Below are 18,749 nucleotides of genomic sequence, written 5' to 3'. Positions count from 1 at the left end.
ACCGCATCCAGTTCGGCCGCGATGGCGCGCCACTGGTAGCGCTCGCGCACGAGGGCGTAGGCGCGGTCGGTGAGGGCCTGCCGGAGGGGCGCATCGGCCGCGAGGCGGGTGATGGCGGCGGCGATACCGTCCGGTGTGTCGGCCAGCAGGAGGTGCTCGCCGTCCGCAGCGTCGATCCCGGCGGCTCCGAGGCGAGTGGAGACGACCGGGCGACCCATGGCGAAGGCTTCGAGGATCTTGAGCCGGGTCCCTCCTCCCGCTCGCAGCGGGACGACGACCATCCCGGCGCGCTCGACCCAGGGGCGGACGTCGGGCACGGTGCCGGTGACGCAGACGCCGGGCACGCTGCCGAGCGCGAGGACGCCCGGCGGCGGGTCGGCGCCGACGATGGTGAAGGTCGCGGTCGGCAGCGCGGTGCGCACGCGCGGGAAGACGTGCTCGACGAACCAGCGGGCCGCGTCGGCGTTCGGCCGGTAGCGCATGGCGCCGACGAAGACGAGCGCGGCCGGGTCGGCCTGGTCGAGCGGGAAGCGGGGGAAGCGGTCGAGGTCGACACCGTTGGGGACGACCGCCACCTCGCGGCCGGTGGCGTCTCGCACTACGGCGGCATCGGCGGCCGAAGTGGCGATGCAGGCCGTGGCGCGTCGCCAGGCGGCGACCTCCTCCCGACGGAACTTGCGGTACTCGATCTGATTGAAGATCCGGCGCGGCAGCGACCCCTGTGTGGCGGCCTGTCGCAGCACGTCGTACTCCACGTTGTGGATGTCGAGCACGACCGGCACACCGGGCGGCACCCGGTAGCCGCCCATCTGCGAGAACTCGATCTGGATCAAATCGAACCGCTCCTCGCGCGTCAGCCGGTCGAGCGCGCGCTGCATCGCCGGATGATGGTAGAGGGCGTGCTGAAACGAGCGGCGAGAGAGGAGCGAGCGGATCTGCCCCAGGCGCTTGCGCCCGCCCGGCGGCTGGCGCGCGGTCAGCGGCACCGGCACCGGCACGATGCGCGCCGGGAGACTGCCGGTCCCGGTCGGTGTCTCGCCGGAGCCGGCGAGGCTGAGCACCACCACCTCGTGGCGCGTCGCCACCTCCTGGATCAGGTGGAACATCCGCGCCGCGCCGCCGAAGTCGGGCGGGTCGGGCAGGTATGGTGTCAGGAAGAGGATGCGCATGCTCGGTACACTCCGAGGCTCGCTGCCGCCCGGTGCTTCCCCGGGCGCGACCCGGCAGGGATGATAGCAGGTCACATCCGCCGCCCGGTCGGGCTTTCTGGGGCGTGATCGCGCGCCGTAGGTGTATCCTCGGTGACAGCCGCGCGAGCGGCGGAGAGGAGGCGCACGTGTCGGAGCAAGTCGTGGCCGCGGTCGTGGAGGCGGTGCGGCATCGGCATCCGGACGCGGTGCAGATCGCGGCGCGCGCCGTTGAGCCGCAGGCTGAGGGTGGGTCCGGGTCGCTGCTGGCCGTCGAGGTGACCTGGCTGGCGGGCGGGCAGCAGCAAGCAGCGTGGTTTGCCGCCAAGCCGGACGAGGGCGGAGCAGAGCGACGGATCCTCGCGGCAGTGGCCGAGACGTCGGTGCCGGTGCCGCGCCTGGTGGAGGGTGATCCCGCCTCACCGGTCCTCATCATGGAGCACCTGCCCGGCCGCCCGGCCGATGAGGTGCTGCGGGGCGCGGGGATGCGCTGGGAAGTGAGTGCGCACGCGTTCACCGTGGCGCGGGCACTGGCCGAGGTTCATGCGCTGTCGTGGACGCAGGTGGCACCCTGGCTGGCGGATCCCGAGGCGTTGCCGGAAGACCTCGTGGACGACCAGGTCCAGGCCCGCTGGGAGCAGTGGGAAGCGCGCATCGCGGCCCTCCCGGCGGAAGCGCGCTCGCCGTTCTCGGCGGCGCTCGCGTGGCTCGACCTGCGCCGCCCGGTGGAAGTATCCGTCTGCCTGTGCCACGGCGATTTCCGGCTGGCCAACGTGCTGCTCGTCGATGGTGAGGTCAGCGGGATCGTGGGGTGGAGCGCGGCGCGGGTTGCCGACGCGTCCGAAGACGTCGCCACCCTGGCGGTCGACCTTGGTACGCTCGGCGTGCCCGTGGAGACGGCCGAGTTGTTCATGCAGGCGCTGCTCGGCGCCTACCTCCAGGCGTCGCCGCGCTACCTGATGAACCTGCCGTTCTCGACCGTCGCCCTGCTCCTGGACCGTGCCCTGGCCGCGGTTGAAGCGGGAGACCCATCGGCTCCGGATGCCGTGGCCGCGATGCAGCGGGCGATGGCCGGAGCCGGACAGGTGCCCTGGCGGACATGAGGCTGGTATGACGAGCGAGGGGTCGAGCGCAAACGGCACACGGCGTTCCGCGGTGCCGCCCATCTGGTTCTCAATCGGCGGCCCGCCGCGTCGCGAGCCGCCGGTGGTGCCGGGGTACCGGTTAGCGCTGTGGGAGCAGGTGCCGCTGGGGCGCCTGAGTGCCTTCGGCTGCCTGTCGGTGCCACTGTGGTTCGTCTTCTTCTCGCTCGCCGTCGCGGTGCTGGGTGGGCCGTCCGAGTTTGCGGTCGTCTTCACCTTCCGGGCGATCCTGGTGGGACTGCTCCTGATGCTGGTGGTCGTGCCGCTGCTGCACGAGGCCGTGCACGGCGTCGTGTCCCTGCTCATCGGCGCACGCCCAAGCTTCGGGGTCGGCGCCGGGTTCGCCTACACGACGTTCCGCGAACCGGTCGGGCGTTTGGCCTACGCCGCGATTGCCTTGGCGCCGCTCGTGGTCATCTCGATCGTAGGGATCGCCGCCATGGTCTGGTGGCCGAAGGGTGCCGAGGCGACGCTGGTGGTGTTGATCGTGAACGCCGCGGGCGCGGTGGGAGACCTCTGGATGGTCTGGCGCCTGCGCGCTGTGCCGCCCAACGCGCGCCTCTATGACCTGGCGGACGGCTTTGCGGCGCTGGTGCCCGAGGAGGCTTCAACCCAGATGCAGGCGGAAGCCTGATCTGACAAGGAAAGCCGGCTCAAGCCGCTGGGGAATTCGGGCTCGCATCCCGGCATTCGGTTCCGGCCATCCGACGCGTGCCCGGGGCTAAAGCCGCCGGGCTGACAATACAAAGCCCACTGAAGGGGCTAGGGACGCGGTTCCCGGTGGGTGCCGGATCGCCGCCGCCCGGGTGTGGCCATCGTAGCCCCTTCAGTGGGTTTACCCGGTTTCAGCCCGGCGGCTTTAGCCCTGGGCACGGGCCGCGGCACGGGATCCTTGCACCTGTTCTCCGGGGCGCGATTACCCTCTCCGAGAGCCCCTTCTCATCCCACGCGTCCCTCGCTGCGCGAGCGGGGTTATCAATGTCGAAGTGCCAGGGGGATGGCTGCCCTCGACCGTCGCGGAAAACGTTCGAGCGCCGTGGGGGCGGCGCTCGAACGGGACACGAGGAGGAGTTGATCTGGTGGGCGGGATCAGGCGGTGACGGCCAGCTCCGGCATGAGGGCCGAGTGAATGGCCCGTGCTCGGGCGGCGATGGTGGCCAGCGTATCGGGCGTGATCGATTGCGGGCCGTCACACAGGGCGGCGTCGGGATCGGGCACGGCTTCGATGATCAGGCCGTGCGCTCCCGCGGCGATGCCTGCCAGGGCCATCGAGGCCACCAGGTCGCGGCGTCCGGTGCCGTGGCTGGGGTCGACGATGATCGGCAGGTGGCTGAGCTGGCGGACGAGCGGGACGGCGTTCAGGTCCAGGGTGAAGCGGGTGGAGGGGTCGAAGCTGCGGATGCCGCGCTCGCAGAGGATGACGCGGTCGTTGCCCCCGGCCAAGATGTACTCGGCCGAGAGGAGCCACTCCTCGATGGTGGCGGCGAAGCCGCGCTTCAGGAGCACTGGGCGATTGACGCGGGCGACCCGCCTAAGGAGCGGGAAGTTTGCCATGTTGCGGCTGCCGATCTGGAGGACATCGGCGTACTCGGCGACGAGCTCGACCTGATCCGGCTCCATCACCTCGCTGACGACCGGCATCCCGGTCGCGGCACCGGCCTCAGCGAGCAGGCGTAGTCCCTCCTCGCCGAGTCCCTGGAAGCTGTAGGGGGAGGTGCGGGGCTTGAATGCGCCGCCGCGGAGCATCACCGCACCCGCTGCGCGAACCGCCTCCGCGGCCCGCAGCATCTGCTCGCGGCTCTCGACGGTACACGGCCCGGCGATGATGACCGGCTCCGGCCCGCCGATGCGGACGTTGCCGACCTGCACGACGGTGCCGGACGGGCGCGCCTCGCGCGCGGCCAGCCGGTAGGGGCGGGGCGAATCAAGCACGTCCGCGACGCCCGGCAGGCTGCAAAGGGTCTGGCCGAGGTCGTCCGGGATCGGCCGGCCGTTGACACCGATGACCGGCGCGCCGCTCGAGGCCAGCAGGTGCACCTCGAAGCCCCGTGACCGCAAGTGCTCGGCGACCGTTTTGGCCGCTTCCGTGTCAGTGCCTTGGTGCATCCGTACGATCATCGCCCGCATTCCCTTCTGACCGAGCTCGCCGCCATCCGCGCCCGGATTCCGGCAAACAAAAAAGCAGAGGTGGTTACCTCTGCTCCCCTCCGACGTTGCTTGGTGGTGACGCGGCTACCGGATCAACACCGATCGCCCCACCAGCCACGCCGGAGGGGTAACGTAAAAGTAGTACCAGTCCTGGTACTCGTATCGGTGTTGGTCGCAGTTAATCCGCGTCTCCATAGTGCCGCTATCGTAGCCCGTTCGTCCGCCGCTGTCAAGCATTGGTGTAGAAATTCACATGCTCCTGGCCGAACGGTCAGTAGCGGGTAGGTGCGCCATGGCTTAGGATGGCCGCAGGGACACAACGTGTTCGTGTGAAGGGTTGGTGAGCCATGGGTCACGATCTCCGATCGAACCAGCCTGACGAGACCGGCCAACCACCCCGCGACGAGGCCGGGCCGGCAGGTTTTCGGCAGTCCCTGGTCTGGCTGTGTGTGGCCATCACGCTCTGCGCCGCGTCCGCGGCCTTGTTGCTCGGCGGCGTGATGGGGCGTGGCGCTCCTGACAGCACGCTTGGGAAGGTTGCCCTCGTCCTTATCGGAATCGTGATCTGTTTCGTCGCCGGCGGGGCACTCGGCTTCGCGGTGCGCCGCAGCCAGGCGAGGTGAGGGGCGGCCCGGGACGAGCCACCCCCGTAACTCCTACCGCGGCTGCATCGCCAGCACCTGGCGACCGAGGTGTCCACCCATGACCCGCCAGGCGGGCGGGGCTTCCGGATGGTACTCGAAGCGCTGTCGCTCGAAGTACTGGACGGTCACCCCGTTCTCCTCGAACTCCTCGCTGATCGGGTAGCCGAAGATCGCGAGTCCCCCTCGTGCCTGCCAGTAGTCGCGGAAGCCGAAGCAGAGGCGGTGACCCGTCTGGGGATAGAAGGTGCAGTTGGCGTCGTTCCCGGCCTGGATCGGCCGGAACGGAGCTTCCCCTTCGCGCCCGGCGGTCACCTGCCGCCCGAGTAGGCCGAGCAGCACGTCGTACCGCTCCGGCCAGACGCCGGGGTGCCACTCGAAGCGGGCGCGCTCGAAGTACTGCACGGTGACGCCGTGCTCGCGGAACTCCTCGGTCAGCGGGTAGCCGAAGACCGGCAACCCGCCGAACCGCTCCCAGTAGGCGAGGAACCCGTGGCCGACCCAGTGGCCGGTCTCGGGGAAGTAGCGGAACGTCGGGCCGATGCGCCCGGCGATGAAGTCGTCGACCGTGGCGAATCGGTAGCCGCGGGCGCGGAGCTGGTCGATGATGCCGCCCAGTGCGGGGCCGTCCAGCGAGGCGGCTCCGACGTGCATCAGCACGATCGCCCCGGGCGCGGCGGCGTCGAGGGTGCGCTGGGTGATCTCCCCGATCGACTTGCCCTGCCAGCCGAGCGTATCCACCGTCCACATGATGCTGTAGGTGTAGCCATTGGCCGCCACGTCGGCGAGCACGCCGGCGTTGTACGCCCCGTAGGGCGGGCGGAAGTAGGGCCGGAGCTCGTGGCCGGTCAGGGACCGTACCAGGTCTGCGGTGCGCCGGAGCTGATCGGCGCGCTGGGCCGGGGTGATGGTGGTGAAGTCGGGGTGGTTCCAGGAGTGGTTGATGAGGTGGTGCCCCTCGACGACCATCCGCCGGACCAGGTCCGGATTGGCTTGCGCCCAGGTTCCGGTCATTCCGAAGCTCAGGCGCACCCCTTTGGCCTTGGCCGTGTCGAGGATCTGCGCCGCATAGCCGGTATCAGAGCCACAGTCGAAGGTGAGCGCGATCACCGGCTGGTCGGTGCTGAACCGATAGATCGTCTGGACATCGCCGGAAGCGGCCTGGGCCTGCCGAGCCGGCAGCCCCACGGCCACGAGCGCCAGGATCACCACCGCAACCAGGCTGGCGCGACCGACCCGCCGGGGTACCGCTCCGTGCTGACCCATCTCTCCGCTCCCATCACCGTTCCCGTGTCGTCCCCTGGGCCGATGCTACGGGCGGTCGCATACCACGGGGATCATTCCTCGTGGCCGAGGCATGCCAACTCTGTGACAGCGGTCGCCAACGCATCGCCGGCGACCGCTGCGGGTGCGTATTTGGGCGTTGAAACCGACACCGGCCGGCGGATCACGCCGGCCCGCGCGCTAGGACTCCGGGGTGAACGTCGCGACGATCATGCCGTAGTACGACGGGGCTTCGTAGGAGAGGACCTCGCCCCGCATCGGGGTGTGGGCCATGGCACCGGCTAGCATGAGCGTCTGCCACAGGCCGTCGATGGCCGCGTTCTGCACCTCTTCCTCGGTCAGCGAAATCAACCGGCCGGGGTCGTTGTCCTTCAGCGCGGCGACCACCTTGGCGTCGACCTCGGCCGCGGCTGGGTGGAAGCCGTACGGCCCGTCCTCCTTGTGCGTATGGGCCCAGTCACAGGACGCGACGAAGGCTACCCGCCGCCCGCTCTGCGCGGCCGCCTCGGCGATGGCGACACCGAAATCGATCATCGTCTCCCGCGGCAGCAGACGCGACGGCGTTGCGATCACGGCCGGGGGGCCGACATCCTCCGGGGCGGGGGCCAGGACGTCGCCGTGTCCCACCATGTTGCGGCCGTGTCCCAGGAACCAAAGCGGGGTGATGGTGCCCCAGTCGAGCGGGATCGCGCTCTGATACCGACGGTTGCCGGCGAAGCCCGCCATCGCGATCGGGATCTGGCGCTCTCGGGCCCGCTCGGCAATGAGGTCGGTCATCGGGCCGTCGACCGGGATGTTCATCTCGACCTGCCGCCCCTCCCAGCGCAGCGTCCCGGCGCCACGGGCGACTGACGCCAGGCAGACCGCGCCGTCCACCCGTGTGCCATGGGGGGTGGCGACCACGATGACGTCGGGTTGCGCAGCGGCGCAGCGACGCCCCGCTTCCTCCATCGCCGCACGCGTGGCGAGCGCGCCCTCGGCGTCGTCGCTCAGATCGGGGATGATCGGGAACCCGTGCGGCAGCACCGCAGCGAAGACCAACCCGGCCATAAACGTGCCCTCCTTACCCTCAACGCGTACTGTCGCTCCAGTATCGCAGCACCGCCAGTATTCGTGCGTCGCCCGCAGGCGTCAACGGCCTTTCCAGGAGCGGCCCTCACCCCCGGCCCCTCTCCCAACTTTGGGAGAGGGGAGCTGTTTCGCGAGCAACGGGGTGAGGGCCGTCCCTCAAGCTATCTGAGGTAACTCTCCAGGAGCTCGGCCACCACCTGGCGGCTGCGGATCAGGCGGCTGAGGTCCCCGTCGCAGTTCCCTTCGAGGATCAGCGGCCCGGTGTAGCTGGTGGCGCGGAGCCGGGCGAGCAGGTTGCGCCAGTCGATGGTCCCTTCGCCCACCGGCAGGTGCCGGCGCCCGCCGGGTGCGTGGTCGCTGAGGTGGACGTTGACCAGCGCGCCGCGCATGGCGTCGAGCAGTTCTCCGCTATCGACCCCCGTCTCGGCGGCCTGGAACGGGTCGAAGGTGAAGCCGATCGGCACTCCCCAGCCGCGCACCACGCGGACGCTCGCGGCATCCCGCACCAGGCACCAGCTCACGTTCTCCAGCGACAGGGTCACGCCTGCTCCGGCGGCCGCCTCGCCCAGGTCGGCGAGAACCGCGTGCAGCCGCTCGGACGCCACGCCCTCGGGGAGCTCGCGGCGGGTCGGGCCGTGCCAGATGAGGACGCGTGCGCCGAGCGTCGCGGCCGCGTCGATGGCGCGCAGGAGCGCCCGGCGTCCCTCCTCGCGCCGTCGCGGGTAGGGATCGAACAGCGGGTGCAGGCCGGTGAAGGAGTGCACCGAGGTGACGGCTGTCCCGCCTGCGTGGGCACGAGCCGCCAGATCCCGGACGAACCCCGGCTCGTACTCGCCTGCCGTTTGCAGTACCACCTCGATGGCAGGGAACCCGAGGCGTGCCAGCGTCTCCACCGCGTCCTCGGTGTGCTGGTGGGGGTAGAGCGTCCCGGTGGACGCGCCGATCAGCATGCCCGTCCCTCACTGTTGTTCCGCCCCGTGCAGTTGCCGGGTGTCCGGACAGATGGTAGCATTCGGCCCCGTGCCCGCGGCGTCGCGGTGGCCGACGACTCGGCCGCGCGGCACCGGAACCCCGGCTCCATCCACGACAGCGCGACACATTGACGGGACAGGCATGCCGACGCGGCTGAAACGCCTCGAACTGCATGGTTTCAAGAGCTTTGCCACGCCGACGACGTTCGTCTTCGACCCGGGCATCACGGCGATCATCGGCCCCAACGGCTCCGGCAAGTCGAACATCGCCGAGGCCGTGCGCTGGGCGCTGGGCGAGCAGAGCTACGCCAGCCTGCGTGGACGCCGCACCGAGGATGTCATCTTCGCCGGGAGCGCCGCCCGGGCGCCGCTCGGCATGGCCGAGGTCAGCCTCACCCTCGACAACGAGTCGGGGGATCTCCCCCTCCCGTTCAGCGAGATCACCATCACCCGCCGCGCCTACCGGAGCGGTGAGAACCAGTACTTCATCAACGGCGCGCGCGTCCGCCTGAAGGACGTGCTTCAGGTGACTGCCTCGCTCGGGCAGGCGTACACCGTCATCGGCCAGGGACTGGTCGACGCGGTCCTGAGCCAGCGGCCGGAGGAGCGGCGCGGCCTGTTCGAGCACGCGGCCGGTATCACCGGGCTGCGGCTGAAGCAGGCCGAAGCCCAGCGCCACCTGGCCGAGACGGAGGCCAACAGCACCCGGCTGGAGGACCTGCTGGCCGAGATCGAGCCGCGGCTGCGCAGCCTGGAGCGCGCCGCGCGGCAGGCGCGGGAGTCGGGCGAGGTGCGCGAGCGGCTCCAGGCTGCGCTGCTCCGGCTCTACGCCCACCAGTGGCGGGGCGCCCGGCAGCGCCTGCACGCCGCCGAGGCGGCGGAGGCAGCAGCCGCACAGGCGGTCGAGGCCGCCACCGCGGCGCACGCTGCCGCGCGGGCCGCCCTGACTGAGGTCGAGCAGCGGGGGGCGGCACAGCGCGCCGAGGTCGATCGCCTGGCGGCTGAAACGGCCCGGCTGCGTGCGGAGGAGCGAGAGGTCGAGCACCGCCGCGCGCTTGCCGCCGAGCGTCGTGCCGCGCAGGCGCGGCGCCGCGATGACCTGGCGCAGGAGGCGGCGCGGCTGCGCGGTGCGTACGAAACCGCCGCGCGGGAGGCACAGGAGGCGAGCGACGGGCTCCAGGCGATCGACGCGGAGATCGCCGAGCGGGAAGCCGCTATCGCCCGGCTCGCCGAGGCGGACGCGACGGCCCGCGCCGAGCGCGAGCGGCTGGCCGCCGCGCTGCGGCAGGCGGAGCAGGCCATCACCGAGGCCGAGCGCGCCGCCCTCGCGGCTGCCTCCCGCCGGGATCTGCTCGACCAGCAGGAGCGGGACTTGCTCGCCACGCGGGACCGGCTCGACCGCGAGCAGCGCGCCCGTGCCGAGCGACTCGCCGAGCTGGAGGCGCAGGCCGCGGCAGCCACGAAGGCCCGCGACGAGGCCCGGGAGCGATTGGCGGCACTGGCGGCCGAGCGCGAGCGCCTCGAGGCAGCGCTGGGCGCGGCCGCCGCCGCGCGGGACGAGGCCGAGCGCGCCATGAAGGCCGTCGAGCGTCGGCTGGTCGAGCGCACGACGCGCCTCGAGGCGCTCACCCGGCTGCGCGACAGCGGGGCCGGTCTCTACGCCGGAACCCGCGCGGTGCTGGACGCCGCCCGCGCTGGGCAGCTCCAGGGCATCGTCGGCACCCTGGCGTCGCTCCTCATCGTCCCGCCGGAACTTGAAGCGGCCATGGAAGCCGCGCTCGGCGGCCACCTGCAAGACATCGTGGTGGAGCGCTGGCGCGACGCGGAGCAGGCCATCGCGCATCTCAAGCGCACTCAGGCCGGGCGCGCCACCTTCCAGCCGCTGGATACCGTCCGCGGCAGCTCGGTCCGCGCACCGCGGCTGGATCACCCCGGAGTCCGCGGCCTTGCCGTCGAGCTGATCGACTACGATCCGCGCGTCGAGCCGATCGTGACCGGGCTGCTCGGCCGTGTCGTGGTCACCGACGACCTGACCGCGACCCGCGCCATCCTCCGCGCGCTGCCGCCGGGCTGGAGCGTGGTCACCCTCGGCGGGGAGATCACCCGCAGCAGCGGCGCGGTGACCGGCGGCGCGCGCGTCAAGGAGAGCGGCACCCTCGCCCGCGAGCGGGAACTGCGCGATCTCCCGGCGGAGTGTCGCCGGCTGGAGCGCGAGCTGGAGGCCGCCCGAGCTGAGGTGGAGTCGCGTGCCGCCGAGGTGGACCGGCTCCGCGCCGAGCGTGACGCGCTGGACCGCGACATCGCTGCCGCCCGCGAGGCCGGCCGTGCGGCGGAGGCCGCGCTCACGCGCCAGCAGCGACTCCGGGACGACGAAGCACGCGCCGGCGCGGAAGAGGAGCAGCGCCGTGCCGACGTCGCCGAGCGGCTGGCGCGGCTGGACGCGGACCGGCAGGCGGCGGAGCGTGCCGGCCAGGAGGCCGCGGCGCGCCGGCATGCGGCCGCTGCCGAGCGGGAGCGGCTGCTGGTCGCCCTGCGTGAGGCGGAGACGGCAGGTTCCGATGCCCGGCTGCAGGACGAGCGCTCGGCCCTCGCTGGCCTGATTGAGCGCCGCCGCGGGCTGATCGCGCAGCAGCAGCGGCTGGCGGCCGAGCAGCAACGAATCGCCGCCGCCATCGCCGAAGCTGAGCGCCGCGCGGGCGACATCGCGGACGCGATCGCCGCGCTGGATACCGAGGTCGAATCCCTCACCGCCGAGCGGGAACGGATCGCGGCGCTCCTGGCCGCGGCTGAAGAGCAACTCGGCCCGGCGCGTGCCGCGCGGGAGGAGGCCGCCGCGGCCGAGCGCGCGGCGCGCGAGGCTGTCGCCGGCGCCGAGCAGCGGGTGCGCGACGCTGAGCGCGAGCGGGACCGCGCGGCGCTGGAGCTGGAGCGTCGCCGGGACGAGGTCAACCTCCTCCGCGAGCGTGCCGCTCATGACCTGGGCGAGGGGGTGGACATCGACGCCGCCCTCGATGCCGTCGACCTCGACGACACCGACCCGACCACCCTCCAGCGGGAGGTGGACCGGCTACGAGAGCGGCTGCGCCGCATCGGGCTGGTCGGCGAGGATGCGATCGAGCAGTACGAGCGCGAAGCGGAGCGCTATACCTTCCTCCGCGGCCAGCTCGACGACGTGCACGCCGCCGGCGAGGCCCTGCGCGCGCTGCTGGCCGAGCTCTCCCGCTCGATGGCTGAGGAGTTCAACCGCACCTTCGGGGAGGTCGCGGCGGCGTTCGAGGCCACCTTCACGACCCTCTTCGGCGGCGGCAAGGCCAAGCTGTTGCAGGTGCAGGACGACGACGGTGCAACCGGCGTCGACATCCTGGCCCAGCCCCCCGGCAAGCGCCTCCAGAGCCTCGCGCTGCTCTCCGGCGGGGAGCGCGCGCTGACGGCCGTCGCCCTGCTCTTCGCGATCCTGAAGGTGAACCCCAGCCCGTTCTGCATCCTCGACGAGGTGGACGCGGCGCTGGATGAGGCCAATGTCGTCCGCGTGCGGGACGAGTTGAAAGCCCTGGCCGACCGGACGCAGTTTGTCGTGGTGACCCACAACCGCGCGACGATCGAGGGAGCCGACACCCTTTACGGCATCACCATGGGTGACGACGGCGTCTCCCGCGTCCTCTCCCTCCGCCTCCCCGCCGAAGCCCCGGCGTAGCGTCCACGGGAGAAGCGCGATCGGCAGCGCGTCACGGCACGCGCTGGAACGACGGTGCCAGGTCCTGGCCCGACATGAACGCGTGCACGACGCGCCGGCGTGACATCTCCACATGCTCCCGCATGACGGCCTCCGCCACCTGGGGGTCGCGCGTCTCGAGCGTCTCGATGAGCTGACGATGCGTGTCCACCACGCGCTCGACACCCACCCGGGAGTGCGCCAGGTACCAAAGCCGGAGCGACGCGAGGTTGAACTGGTTGATCGCGTCGGCCAGGAACCGGTTCCCGGTCGCGTGCGCGATCTGCGAGTGGAACACGTAGTCCGTCTCGACCATCTGGTAGACATCCCGCGCGGCGACATGCTGCGCAAGGATGTCAAGGGTCTCGTAGAGCGTCCGCAGCTCCGCCGGGGTGATGCGCTGGGCTGCCAGGCCGCACACCGGCACTTCGATGAGCATGCGGGTTTCGAAGAGGGGTTCCAGGTCGGTTAGGCTGAACGGGCGCACCACGGGAGTGCGGTGCGGCAACGCGACGACAAGCTGCTCTGCTGCAAGACGCTTGAGTGCCTCGCGGAGGGGAGTGCGTCCAACCTGGAGTCGCTCCATGAGGAGGCCCTCGTCGAGGGGTTCGTCGGCGCCGATCTCCTGCGTGATGATCAGGCGCCTCAGCTTCCAGTACGCGGCCTCAGCCTTGGTGGTCGGATTCGGCAGCACCATCGTGTCGTCTCCCTCGGTCCGTTGACAATCAGTGGCGCCGCGACGTACAGTCGACGCAACACCGCTGCGGCGGGAGGCCCAGCGGGATGCGCGGTGGGTCAACTGCTCGGCGATGCATACCCCCAAGATTCTAAAGGATTCACCATAGTCGCGGCTGTGCTATGCGCGACCCGAGAGGAACCACGCGTGCGTGTATGTGGTGTCGCATAGCTGCCAGTCAACGGCGAGTGCCATTGACAGTATATATCTGTGATGTTACAAGCATATGCCATACCGAGGGTACTGAGCCACGAACCCCTGAAGGAGGAATGAGGGAACGGATGGCTGAGGATCAGACGACGCGCGATCGACGTGCGCCCAAGAATCCGACAAGTGATCTTTGGATCCCCGGCTCGACCCTGTCACGTCGCCAGGCGTTGAAGATCGGGGGTGTGCTGACCGCCGGCAGCCTGCTGGTCGCCTGTGGTGGTGGGAGCTCCGAGACGACGCCGACGCCGAGCGGTTCGAGCGGTTCCTCCGGTGGTTCCGGTTCCTCGGGGGGTTCCGGTTCCGCCGCAACGCCCGGGGCAACGGAGACCCCGAGCCAGGCAGCCGGCACACCCAAGCGAGGCGGCATCCTGCGCTACGGGCTCTCGACCGATCCGTCGAACTTCGAGCCGCATGTCTCGACCGGCGCGGCCTCTGGCGCGGTCAAGCTCATGGTCTACAGCACCCTCCTGACCTACGACGCCAACGGCCAGTTGATCGGCGACCTTGCCGAGGAGTTCGGCTGGGTCGACGACAAGACCTTTGAGGTCAAGCTCCGCCAGGGCGTGACGTTCCACAACGGGGACGAGCTGACCACTGAGGATGTGGTCTTCACCTTCGAGCGGATCAAGCACCCGGATACCGCTGCCTCGATTGCCGGCCGGCTCGCCGCGCTGGAGCGGGTGGAGGCCGGTGACGGCAACACCGTCCGGTTCCATCTGTCCACCCCGCTGGCAACGCTCCCGTACATCCTGGCGATGAACCCCAGCATGATCGTCTCGAAGAAGTGGATCGAGAGTGGGGTCGATCCCAAGACGACCATGATGGGCACCGGGCCCTTCAAGTTCGTCGAGCGCAAGCCGGGCGTCTCAATCGAGCTCGTGCGCAACGAGAACTACTTCATCACCGATCTGCCGTACCTGGATGGGATCACCTTCATCCCAATGCCGGATGACAACGCCCGGGTGACCGCCCTGCGCACCGGCACGGTCGACTTCATCGACTATGTGCCCTACACGCAGATGGATGCTCTGGCGCAGCAGAGCGGCATCGTCCTGCAGACCGATAAGGTCCTCGGCTTCGGCTGGCTCGGCTTCGTCCATGACCGGGAGCCGGGCAGCGACCTGCGCGTGCGCCAGGCGTTCGCCTATGCCTTGGATCGCGAGAAGATGGTGCAGATCGCCTTCAACGGCCACGGGGCGCCGATCACGGGCGGTCTCATCCCCGAGGGCTGGGTTGGCTACTCTCCGGATCTCGAAGGCACCTATAACGTCGACTACGAGAAGGCCAAGTCCCTCCTGCAGGAGGCCGGGTTCTCCAACCTGACGGTCGATATGCTCACCACGTCGACCTACTCGGTGATCCAGCGACCGGCCATCGCCGCCCAGGCCGAGCTCAAGAACGCCGGTATCGAGGCCAACCTGATCCAGGAGGAGTGGCTGACCTTCCGCCAATCGGTGCAGGATGCCAAGTATCCGGTGCACGTCTGGGGTACCGCCCCTGACTTCAACGACCCGGACTTCCTGTCCGACTTCGTCGGGAGCAACGGCAACTTTGCCAAGCAGTTCCACTTCAGCGACGAGCGGCTCGACCAGCTCCTGACCGAGGGGCGCGAGACGACCGACGAGTCCCTGCGCAACGAGATCTACCATGAGGTCGAGAAGCGGGTGCTGGAGATTCTGCCCTGGGTCTACCTCATCCGCCGCGAGCAGGGTGAGGCGATGGCGGACTACGTGAAGGGCTACACGCACCTCGCCGCGGGGAGCTGGTCCCAGATCACCTTACGCGAGACGTGGCTGGACAAGTAGCATGACCCAGTACCTTGCCCGTCGGGGCCTCTATCTGCTCGTGCAGTTACTGGTGGTCGCCACCGTCGTCTTCTTGCTCCTGCGGCTCGTGCCGGGCGATCCGGCACGGGCCATCCTTGGCGAGACGGCGACTGAAGAACAGGTGGCGCGCGTGCGCCACCAGTTGGGCCTCGACCAACCGATCTACCGCCAGTACGTGAGCTGGATGGCGGATGTGCTCCGGGGAGACCTTGGTACATCCATCACCAGTGGCCGGCCGGTCGCCACCGACGTGCGCGACCGGCTCGGCAACTCACTGGAGTTGATCGCGCTCGCGACCTGTCTGTCGCTCATCATCGGGCTTCCGCTCGGCATCATCGCGGGCCTTCGTGCCAACCGCCTGCCGGACTTTGTGCTCAGCGCAGCGGCGATGCTCGGTCTCTCGCTCCCTGGGTTTGTCGTGGGGACGGTGCTGCTGCTGATCTTCGCGCTCCGCCTCCGCTGGCTCCCGCAAACCCAGTTCGTCGAATGGAGCGAGAACCCGGGGCAGCATCTCAAGCTCGTGATCCTACCCGTCCTGACACTGGCGGCCTCGACCGTTGCCGTCATCATGCGCATGACACGCTCGTCGATGCTTGAGGTCGTGCGGCAGGACTACATCAAGCTCGCGCGGGCCAAGGGGTTGAGCGAGCGGACGGTCATCCTGCGCCACGCACTCCGGAATGCGATCAACCCGGTGGTGAGCGTGGTCGGCCTGGAGCTGGCCACCCTGCTCGGCGGTACCGTGATTGTCGAGACGATCTTCGGTTGGCCCGGGCTCAGCTCGCTGCTGATCGCCGGGGTGCGCGCCCGCGACTACCCGGTGGTGCAGGGGGTGGTGCTCCTCATCGCGGTGCTGACCATTCTGATCAACATCGCGGTCGACATCGCCTACGCGGTGCTTGATCCACGGATCCGGATTTCGTAGGAGGGAGCGGACTCATCGCATCCACGGATCATGCGATGACGGCCGGGCGCGGGGATCAACTCACCCGGACGCGTCGCAAGCAAGCGCACAACACAGCGTGGTACCGCGCGCTGCACAGCCCGCGCGTCGTGATCGCTGGTGCCTTCCTGATCATCGTGGCAGCGACCGCCATCGCCGCGCCGGTGCTGGCGCCGCATGATGCAACCGAGCCGCTCACGATGCCGCTCCTGCCCCCAGGGGGCGACTACCCCTTGGGGACCGACGACTTCGGCCGTGACGTCCTCAGCCGGCTCATCTACGCGGGGCGGGTATCGCTCGGCGTGTCGACGGCATCCGTCGCCATCGCCACCCTGGTCGGTGTCTGGCTCGGGCTGTTCGCGGGCTACTACCGCGGGGTCATCGAGACCCTCATCATGCGCGCGATGGATATCCTGCTCAGCTTCCCGACGATCGTCCTGGCGATCGCGATCGTGGCGATGCTGGGTCCCAACCTGCGCAACGTCGTGATCGTGATCGCGATCGTGTACACACCGCGCTTCGTGCGCATCGTCTACGGTGCCACCCTGAGCGTCCGGGAAGCGGAGTTCATCCAGGCGGCGCGCGCCATTGGCGCAGAGGATCTTCGCATCCTGCGCACCGCGGTCCTGCCGAACGTGATGGCGCCGATCCTCGTCCAGATCTCGCTCAGTCTCGGGTTCGCGATCCTGGTCGAGACGGGCCTCTCGTTCCTCGGCCTGGGCGCCCAGCCACCAACCCCATCCTGGGGGAACATGGTGTCGGCGGCTCGCGACTTCATGGAGTCGAATCCATGGCTCCTCATCGCCCCGGCGAGCATGGTGGGCCTGACCATCCTGGCCCTGAACACGCTGGGCGACGGGCTTCGCGACGTGCTTGATCCGCGCCTGCGCGGGACGGGATAAGCGCCGGGTAACACAGAGGGTTCACGACCGGGCCGGTTCGGCCCGGATCGACACGAAGGAGAACACGGGGATGTCGGAACTGCGGACGGTGGAACTGGGTCGGCTGAGCTGGGAGGAGGTTGCGGAACTGATCCCCCGGAATCCGATCCTCCTCCTGCCCATCGGCACGGTCGAGCAGCATGGCCCGCACCTGCCGGTGAACGCTGACAATATGGTGGCCCACTTCGTGGCGACCCGCGCCGCCGAGCGGGCCAACGCCCTGGCGGTCGTGGCGCCCGGCATCAACTACGGCTGCTCGGCGGTCTTCAGCCACTTCCCCGGCACCATCTCGATCCGGCAGGAGACGCTGGCTCAGGTGCTGCGAGACGTGTGTGACTCGCTCATCGCCCAGGGCTTCCGGCGCCTCATCTTCGTCAACAACCACGGCGGCAACGAGGGCGTGTGCGAGCAGGTGGCGCGCGAGTTGAAAGCCGCCCACGGGCTGGTGATCGGCAACGTCTATCCCTGGTTCCTGGGGTACAATCTCATGCGCGACACCTACGAAGATGTCGAGAAGGCCTACGGACACGGTGCGGAGCCGGAGACCTCGGCGATGATGGCCATGTTCCCCGAGGACGTCGTCCGGGAGCGGATGGCCGCTGGTACCTATCAGCCCTTCGCCGGCTGGGAACCGCTGGGCTACAGCAAGGTCAAGGTGCCTGGGCAGTCCTTCCCCGGCACCGTGTACCTCGACAGCGACGAGGTCGCGCCCAACGGCGTCACCGGCGACCCGAGTGTCGCGTCCGCCGAGCGCGGGCAGGTATGGATCGAGCGCATCGTCGGGTTCACCGCGGCCTTCATCGATCACTTCGCGGCCGTCACGGCGGATGCGGCGTGGGCGCAGGTGCCCGCCGAGACCGGCATGGTGAAGCCGCGCTAGCGACGACGAACCATTGCGTGCAGGTGGCCCGGCCCCCGGACGGGCCGCCTGACAACACCAGAAAGGAGCAGCCCCATGCGCGTGGCAGTCCTTCAGACCAACTCGCGGCACGACAAGGCGGAGAATATCCGCGTCGCGCTGGAACTCGTTGAGCGGGCCGCGGCGGCGGGTGCCGACCTGGCGGTTCTGCCGGAATGTGTCGACTACATGGGGCCCAAGGAGGGTGGGCTGGCCGCGGCCGAGCCGATCCCCGGCCCGACCAGCGAGGCGTTCGCGGCCAAGGCGCGCGAGCTGGGCATCTGGCTCCTCTCCGGCTCGATGCGGGAGGTCAGCGAGGATCCGGGCCACACCTACAACACCAGCCTGCTCTTCAACCGCCAGGGTGAGTGCGTCGCCAAGTACCGCAAGATCCACCTCTTCGACGTGGAGCTGACCGGGAACGTCAGCGCCCAGGAGTCCGCCACGGTCTCGCCGGGCGACGAGATCGTCACCGCGGAGATTGAGGGGCACACCGTCGGGATGACGATCTGCTACGACCTCCGCTTCCCGGAGCTGTACCGCGCCCTGACACTGCGCGGCGCGGAGATCCTGTTCGTCCCGGCGGCGTTCACGCTCTTCACCGGGAAGGACCACTGGGAGATCCTGCTCCGCGCCCGCGCCATCGAGAACCAGTGCTTCGTCGTCGCCGCGAACCAGACCGGCAAGTACGAGCCTGACGGAGCCAACTACGGGCGCAGCATGATCATCGACCCGTGGGGAACCGTCCTGGCCACCGCGCCGGATGGGGTCGGCATGGCGATCGCGGACCTCGACTTCGCGCAGCTCAAGCGCATCCGCGAGCAACTGCCGTCGGTGGCCAACCGCCGCCCGGAAGTCTATGCACGCGAGGCGCAGGCGGTCGCGGCCGTCTAGCGCGGCTCCGTATCCCGTTCCCTGCACCGACGAGCGGGCCGTCGCCCGCTCGTCGTTTTCGTCACCGGCGCCCGGCTCCGCTCAGCATGACATAAATCCGATCGGCTGCTTGGGTGGCTTATTCCCCGCCGCTAGCGGCGGGGCC

Annotated in this window: 15 protein-coding genes; 9 read left to right on the top strand and 6 right to left on the bottom strand. The window is 69.8% G+C overall.

Annotated elements, in window-relative coordinates; all coding sequences use genetic code 11:
• The coding region (locus tag IRZ30_RS08350) for a glycosyltransferase (RefSeq protein ID WP_294084436.1) at positions 1-1,169 on the bottom strand (1,169 nt) is incomplete at its 3' end.
• A 167-nt stretch (positions 1,170-1,336) separates the two neighbouring features.
• Here IRZ30_RS08350 and IRZ30_RS08345 point away from each other — a divergent pair.
• Both IRZ30_RS08345 and IRZ30_RS08340 read left to right on the top strand, forming a co-directional pair.
• Complete coding sequence (locus IRZ30_RS08345; protein WP_294084435.1) at positions 1,337-2,290, top strand: phosphotransferase; 954 nt, start codon at positions 1,337-1,339, stop codon at positions 2,288-2,290.
• Between the two features lie 7 nt (positions 2,291-2,297).
• Positions 2,298-2,963 (top strand): DUF3267 domain-containing protein, encoded by a 666-nt coding sequence (locus IRZ30_RS08340; protein ID WP_294084434.1) that lies wholly within the window; start codon positions 2,298-2,300, stop codon positions 2,961-2,963.
• 455 nt (positions 2,964-3,418) lie between these two features.
• Here IRZ30_RS08340 and aroF read toward each other — a convergent pair whose 3' ends face one another.
• Entirely contained in the window at positions 3,419-4,447 is a 1,029-nt protein-coding gene (gene aroF / locus IRZ30_RS08335; protein ID WP_294084433.1) for a 3-deoxy-7-phosphoheptulonate synthase, read from the bottom strand.
• 377 nt (positions 4,448-4,824) lie between these two features.
• On the opposite strand from aroF, the gene IRZ30_RS08330 reads away from it, so the two are divergent.
• Complete coding sequence (locus tag IRZ30_RS08330) at positions 4,825-5,100, top strand: hypothetical protein (RefSeq protein WP_294084432.1); 276 nt, start codon at positions 4,825-4,827, stop codon at positions 5,098-5,100.
• Between the two features lie 33 nt (positions 5,101-5,133).
• On the opposite strand, the gene IRZ30_RS08325 is transcribed toward IRZ30_RS08330, so the two are convergent.
• From IRZ30_RS08325 to IRZ30_RS08315, 3 genes are all read right to left on the bottom strand, one after another.
• Positions 5,134-6,384 (bottom strand): polysaccharide deacetylase family protein, encoded by a 1,251-nt coding sequence (locus tag IRZ30_RS08325; protein ID WP_294084431.1) that lies wholly within the window; start codon positions 6,382-6,384, stop codon positions 5,134-5,136.
• Positions 6,385-6,582: 198 nt separating this feature from the next.
• Positions 6,583-7,452 (bottom strand): aromatic ring-opening dioxygenase subunit LigB, encoded by an 870-nt coding sequence (locus IRZ30_RS08320; protein ID WP_294084430.1) that lies wholly within the window; start codon positions 7,450-7,452, stop codon positions 6,583-6,585.
• A 182-nt stretch (positions 7,453-7,634) separates the two neighbouring features.
• Positions 7,635-8,423: a sugar phosphate isomerase/epimerase gene (locus IRZ30_RS08315; protein WP_294084429.1), complete on the bottom strand. Its 789-nt coding sequence runs from the start codon at positions 8,421-8,423 to the stop codon at positions 7,635-7,637.
• 163 nt (positions 8,424-8,586) lie between these two features.
• On the opposite strand from IRZ30_RS08315, the gene smc reads away from it, so the two are divergent.
• A complete protein-coding gene (gene smc / locus IRZ30_RS08310) occupies positions 8,587-12,138 on the top strand; it encodes a chromosome segregation protein SMC (protein ID WP_294084428.1) in 3,552 nt (1,183 codons plus the stop codon).
• A gap of 31 nt (positions 12,139-12,169) precedes the next feature.
• On the opposite strand, the gene IRZ30_RS08305 is transcribed toward smc, so the two are convergent.
• Complete coding sequence (locus IRZ30_RS08305; protein ID WP_294084427.1) at positions 12,170-12,853, bottom strand: GntR family transcriptional regulator; 684 nt, start codon at positions 12,851-12,853, stop codon at positions 12,170-12,172.
• 320 nt (positions 12,854-13,173) lie between these two features.
• On the opposite strand from IRZ30_RS08305, the gene IRZ30_RS08300 reads away from it, so the two are divergent.
• From IRZ30_RS08300 to IRZ30_RS08280, 5 genes are all read left to right on the top strand, one after another.
• Positions 13,174-14,907: an ABC transporter substrate-binding protein gene (locus tag IRZ30_RS08300; RefSeq protein ID WP_294084426.1), complete on the top strand. Its 1,734-nt coding sequence runs from the start codon at positions 13,174-13,176 to the stop codon at positions 14,905-14,907.
• A 1-nt stretch (position 14,908) separates the two neighbouring features.
• Entirely contained in the window at positions 14,909-15,853 is a 945-nt protein-coding gene (locus IRZ30_RS08295; protein WP_294084425.1) for an ABC transporter permease, read from the top strand.
• Between the two features lie 35 nt (positions 15,854-15,888).
• Positions 15,889-16,773, top strand: coding sequence for an ABC transporter permease (locus tag IRZ30_RS08290; protein ID WP_294084424.1), 885 nt, complete (start codon positions 15,889-15,891; stop codon positions 16,771-16,773).
• Positions 16,774-16,843: 70 nt separating this feature from the next.
• Positions 16,844-17,692: a creatininase family protein gene (locus IRZ30_RS08285; RefSeq protein WP_294084423.1), complete on the top strand. Its 849-nt coding sequence runs from the start codon at positions 16,844-16,846 to the stop codon at positions 17,690-17,692.
• A 75-nt stretch (positions 17,693-17,767) separates the two neighbouring features.
• Positions 17,768-18,604 carry a carbon-nitrogen hydrolase family protein gene (locus IRZ30_RS08280; protein WP_294084422.1) on the top strand — a complete coding sequence of 279 codons (837 nt, stop codon included), beginning with the start codon at positions 17,768-17,770 and terminating at the stop codon, positions 18,602-18,604.
• Positions 18,605-18,749 lie beyond the last annotated feature (145 nt).

The organism is Sphaerobacter sp. (assembly GCF_019683595.1).
Lineage (GTDB): Bacteria > Chloroflexota > Chloroflexia > Thermomicrobiales > Thermomicrobiaceae > Sphaerobacter.
This window is presented reverse-complemented; position numbering and strand designations above follow the sequence as displayed.